This is a genomic window from Arthrobacter sp. NPDC056493 (genome assembly GCF_042795115.1).
In the GTDB taxonomy this organism is placed as follows: domain Bacteria; phylum Actinomycetota; class Actinomycetes; order Actinomycetales; family Micrococcaceae; genus Arthrobacter.
Genome location: NZ_JBHTSL010000113.1, coordinates 1 through 4,726, shown reverse-complemented (window position 1 = coordinate 4,726; position 4,726 = coordinate 1). Strand labels below are relative to the sequence as shown.

Genomic DNA, 4,726 nt, shown 5'->3' with positions numbered 1-4,726 from the left:
CCATTCCGGTGGGCGGCCGCCGTCGGCGTTTAAGCCCACACCCGACGTGCCGCCGCGGTTTCGGCGCACACCCGTGCTAAAAACAAGTGTGCCGAAAATCGTGGACGCCGCGCAGCGGCGGCAGGAGATCGTTGGCGCCGTGTGCAGGATCATCGCCACGGACGGCCTGGAACGTGCGTCCCTGCGGGAGGTGGCGGAGGAGGCCGGCCTCGCGGTGGGCTCCGTGCGGCACTACTTCGACAGCAGCGACGACCTGCTGACCTACTCGTTTGCGGCGGTGTCGGACCGCATCCTGACACGCCTTCATGCAGCCCTTCCCGGGCTGGGCCCTGCAACCGATGGCCCGGACAAGAGCCAGGCGGTATTAACACTCCTGGGCGAATTCCTGCCCCTGGACGAAGAACGGGCCCTGGACGCCTGCGCCTGGCTGGCGTTCAGGAACGCGGCACGGATCCGGCCCTTCCTGGCCGCCGAAGCGGACAGGAGCCACCGGGCCGTGGCCGTCGTCGTCGGCCAGGTCATCACCGGACTGCTGCATGAGGACAATGCTGACGGGTCCGACGGCGGGCCCCACCTGGTCACTGCGGCCGAACACCTGCTGGCGACCGTGGACGGGCTGGCCATGCATGCCCTGCTGCAACCGGACTGGATGTCCCCGGAAATGTGCCGTGACGTGCTCGAATGCCACGTTGACGGGCTTCGCAGGCGGGTCGGTGCCAGCCATTAACCTCCCCGGGCTGGGGGAATAGACTGAAAGCCGGAGAGCGGGTTGCCGGCACAACGGGGTGGAAGACAAGATGCCAAGGAGGCATGCGCATGCAGCACACAGGCGGTCCAGGCTGGCGAATCACGATGGACACGTCGGGGCCCATGCTCATTGCCATCTATATACGTGACGTTGCCGGGCTCGACGGCGCAGGCTTTCCGGCGCTTTCGCATGCCGCACCAAAGGTCCGCCACGTGGACCATGCCCACCTCACCGCCGAGGTGGGCGGCATCAGCGCCTTGAAGACGGAGTGGGAAGCCTGGTGGCAGCAGCTTCTCAAGGCCCACCCGCAGATGTCCCCTGAGCTGTCACCCCCGGGATTCCGGTCCTTTGCCAACTCGCCGGCGCTGCGCAAGGTCCTGCAGGCGCACTTCGGGGCAGCCCTGACCTGGGCCAGGGAACGGCGCGCGGAGTACGCCGAACTGGAGGCCGAACGCGTGGCCGGGGGCTCCGCGCACCTGCTCGAGGACATCGTGGAGGACCGGCTCCTGGAGGTAGGCCGGGATTCCCGGGACTTTGCGCTGACCATCATTGAACTGCCGCTCGATGAGCAACGGGCGTGGTACCTGGAGCCGGACAAGATCATCATGAGCCACGAGCTGCTGTCCCAGCCCGAAGTGTTCCGCAGCTACGTGCAGCCGGTTGTGGAGATCCTCGTCTAGCCAGCAAGCGTGATGGCCACCCGGCCGCCGGCGTCCGGCGCATCCTGCCACCCGTTGCGGGCCTTCCTGTCCCACCGCTTTCCGTCCACGTCCACGCGTTCCACGGAAAGCTCCTTGGCGTTTGCCACCGCCCAGTGGGCCACGGACCAGGCATAGCTGTCGCTGACGTCCACCTCGAGCGTCTGGCCCGTGGCTATTGTGGGGATGCTGCCGTAGGAGGCTTCCAGCTGAGTGAGCAGGGCGGCGGGGTCGCCGGCGGCGTCCGGTGAGCGGAGCGTGCAGTTCAGGGCAGCCGGGGACTCGCCCGTCAGGGCGGAGGCGAAAGACCGTCCCATCGCCTCGTGATCGGCGTACGCAGCCGGGTAGGCGGAGCGCTGGACCCGCTGGGCGGCGTCGGTGATTTCGAGGGTGGCATAGCCGGGCACCTTCACGAGGGCATCGTAGAAGGCGTTCGTGGCATAGACCGGGTCCATGACCTGTTCCTGGGTGCCCCAGCCCTGGGACGGGCGCTGCTGGAAGAGGCCCCTGGAATCCGGACCGGCGAGGTCGCCGTGGCCGATGTTCCGAAGCTTGGATTCCTGCATGGCGGTGGCCAAGGCAATGCTGGCTGCCCGCGGCGGCAGCCCGCGGCGCACCGAGACAGCCGTGATGAGCGCCGCGTTCGCTGCCTGGTCGGTGGCGAGATCGGCCCGCTGCGAGCCGACGGCGGCGGTGCACTCCTCGGTGATCAGCTGCTCGGAGCGCTGCACCAACGAGACCGCGGTGTAGATGCCGCCAGCCACCAGAGCGAGGGAGAAGAGGCCGGTGATGAGAGTCCTGCGCAGCCTGCGTCTGCGTGTCACGTGGTTACTCCAGCAATCTGCCGGCACGCCCGTGGCTGTGGCGTGCCGGCTATGTCCGCATGGTCAGTTGTCGAGCGGTCAGTCGGCCTGCACTCAGTTGGCGTGCAGGGCGTCGTTCAGTTCCACGGTCTGGCCCTGGCGGGGCAGCACTTCAACTTCACCGGTGGTGGAGTTGCGGCGGAACAGCAAGTTCGGCACTCCGGACAGCTCAATGGCCTTGACGATCTTGCTCGTGTCCTCGCCGTCGGCATCCTTGGGGCCGGCAACGCGGACGCGGGTGCCTGCCGTGACGTACAGCCCGGCCTCCACCACGGAGTCGTCCCCGATGCTGATGCCGACGCCGGAGTTGGCGCCCAGCAGGACGCGCTGGCCCAGGGATACCTTTTCCTTGCCGCCGCCGGAGAGGGTGCCCATGATGGAGGCGCCGCCGCCGACGTCGGTGCCGTCGCCGGCCACAACACCGGCGGAAATGCGGCCTTCAACCATGGAGGTTCCCAAGGTGCCGGCGTTGAAGTTCACGAAGCCCTCGTGCATGACGGTGGTGCCTTCGGCGAGGTGGGCGCCCAGGCGCACACGGTCGGCGTCGGCAATGCGGACGCCGGCCGGAATGACGTAGTCCACCATGCGCGGGAACTTGTCCACGCCGTAGACGGTGACAGCACCGCGCTTGCGCAGCTTGGCGCGGGTCAGTTCGAACCCGTCCACGGCGCACGGGCCGAAGTTGGTCCAGACGACGTTCGGGAGCTTGCCGAAGATGCCGTCCAGGTTGATGCTGTTGGGCTGGACCAGGCGGTGCGAGAGCAGGTGCAGGCGCAGGTAGGCGTCGGCGGTGTCGGCCGGGGCCTCGTCCAGGTTGATCTGGACGAACACTACCTTCTGCTCCGTGCCGCGGTCGGCGTCGGTGCCGGCGGCTGCGATTTCTGTGAGGGTTTCGTCGGCGTTTTCCACGGCGCGGAGGCTTTCGGCGGCCACACCGAGGGCGGGGGCGGGGAACCAGGCATCCAGCACAGTGGCTTCGCCGTTCCGCGTGGCGATGGTGGCTACGCCGAATCCATAGGCCGAACGGGATTCGTCGGACAGGGTCTGGGCAGCGGGCACGGCGGAAGAAGCGGTTTCAGTCATGCGCCAAGTCTATCGAGACGAGGTGCACGCACCGAAACCGGTCCGTGCGTACCTGAGTCGCATTTCAGGGCGTTCCCGGCGCTGGGAACGCCCTGAGCTGCCACCCAGTTGGGATGGGCAGCTGCGGGATACAGTGGGATGGTGATTGCCGAAACAGCCCCCATAACCCTTGACCTGCGCCAGGACGTGGCACTGCTGACCGCCGCGCTGATCGACATCAACAGCGTCTCCGGCAACGAACGCCAGCTGGCGGACGCCGTCGAGTCGGCACTCCGCCAGCTGCCCGGCCTCGAACTGGTACGCGACGGCGACTCCATCATTGCGCGGACCAACCTCGGCCGGAGCGAGCGGGTCATTCTGGCAGGCCACCTGGACACCGTGCCGCTGCCGGTTACGGACGACTCGCTGGGAACGGTGCCGTCCACCTGGCCGTCCGGCGTCCCCGGCGACGGCGTCCTGTATGGCCGCGGCGCCACGGACATGAAGGGCGGCGTTGCCGTCCAGCTGGCACTGGCGGCTTCAATGTTCGACGGCGGGGCGGAACCGGGCAAGGACGTCACGTTTGTGTTTTACGACCACGAGGAGGTAGAGGCCGTCAAGAGCGGGCTGGGCCGGCTGGTGCGGAACCACGGAGGACTCCTCGGGGGCGACTTTGCCATCCTCCTCGAGCCGACAGACGGCACCGTGGAGGGTGGCTGCAACGGCACCATGCGTTTCCACGCCACCACCTCCGGCGAAGCCGCACACTCCGCCCGGGCCTGGATGGGCCGGAACGCGATCCACGCCGCCGCGCCCATCCTGGAACGGCTCGCGGCGTACAGCCCGCAGACCGTGACCGTCGACGGCCTGGATTACCGCGAAAGCCTGAACGCGGTCAAGATCCACGGCGGCACCGCCGGCAACGTCATCCCGGACCGGTGCGTCGTGGAGATCAACTACCGCTTCGCCCCGGACAAGACCCCTGACCAGGCCGAAGAACACGTGCGCGCACTGCTGGACGGCTTCGACGTCGTCCGCACGGACAGCGCCGCCGGCGCGCGGCCGGGACTGAACCACCCCGCCGCCGCGTCCTTCGTGGCCGCAGTGGGAGGCGAGCCCAAACCCAAATACGGCTGGACCGACGTCGCGCGCTTCAGCGAACTGGGCATCCCGGCCGTGAACTTCGGGCCCGGTGATGCGCTGCTGGCCCACAAGGACAACGAGCACGTGGAGGCCGAAGCCATCCGCCTCTGCCTGCGGGCACTGCAGACGTGGCTGTCCTGACCACCAGACAAGTTCCATAACAGGGAAGGTCCGCAGCCGGGGGGGTGGGGTCCGTGGGTTTTGTGGGTGTG

At 68.0% G+C, this 4,726-nt stretch carries 5 protein-coding genes; 3 read left to right on the top strand and 2 right to left on the bottom strand.

Going from position 1 to position 4,726, the window contains the following annotated elements; all coding sequences use genetic code 11:
• The first annotated feature begins 88 nt into the window (after positions 1-88).
• A complete protein-coding gene (locus ACFQ50_RS24325; protein WP_377998199.1) occupies positions 89-727 on the top strand; it encodes a TetR/AcrR family transcriptional regulator in 639 nt (212 codons plus the stop codon).
• An 89-nt stretch (positions 728-816) separates the two neighbouring features.
• Positions 817-1,428: a hypothetical protein gene (locus ACFQ50_RS24320; protein ID WP_377998198.1), complete on the top strand. Its 612-nt coding sequence runs from the start codon at positions 817-819 to the stop codon at positions 1,426-1,428.
• On the opposite strand, the gene ACFQ50_RS24315 is transcribed toward ACFQ50_RS24320, so the two are convergent.
• Together ACFQ50_RS24315 and dapD are read right to left on the bottom strand one after the other, a co-directional pair.
• A complete protein-coding gene (locus tag ACFQ50_RS24315) occupies positions 1,425-2,270 on the bottom strand; it encodes a hypothetical protein (RefSeq protein WP_377998197.1) in 846 nt (281 codons plus the stop codon). The genes ACFQ50_RS24320 and ACFQ50_RS24315 overlap by 4 nt on opposite strands.
• Before the next feature lie 93 nt (positions 2,271-2,363).
• On the bottom strand, positions 2,364-3,392 hold the full coding sequence (gene dapD, locus ACFQ50_RS24310; protein ID WP_377998196.1) for a 2,3,4,5-tetrahydropyridine-2,6-dicarboxylate N-succinyltransferase: 1,029 nt from the start codon (positions 3,390-3,392) through the stop codon (positions 2,364-2,366).
• A 138-nt stretch (positions 3,393-3,530) separates the two neighbouring features.
• Between dapD and dapE the strand changes: the two genes are divergently transcribed.
• Positions 3,531-4,655 carry a succinyl-diaminopimelate desuccinylase gene (gene dapE / locus ACFQ50_RS24305; protein WP_377998195.1) on the top strand — a complete coding sequence of 375 codons (1,125 nt, stop codon included), beginning with the start codon at positions 3,531-3,533 and terminating at the stop codon, positions 4,653-4,655.
• Positions 4,656-4,726: the final 71 nt, after the last annotated feature.

Excerpts from the sequence above, each read along its gene's own strand:
- ACFQ50_RS24320 (WP_377998198.1), top strand. The coding sequence starts at position 817 with ATGCAGCACACAGGCGGTCCAGGCTGGCGAATCACGATGGACACGTCG.
- dapD (WP_377998196.1), bottom strand. The coding sequence starts at position 3,392 with ATGACTGAAACCGCTTCTTCCGCCGTGCCCGCTGCCCAGACCCTGTCC.
- dapE (WP_377998195.1), top strand. The coding sequence starts at position 3,531 with ATGGTGATTGCCGAAACAGCCCCCATAACCCTTGACCTGCGCCAGGAC.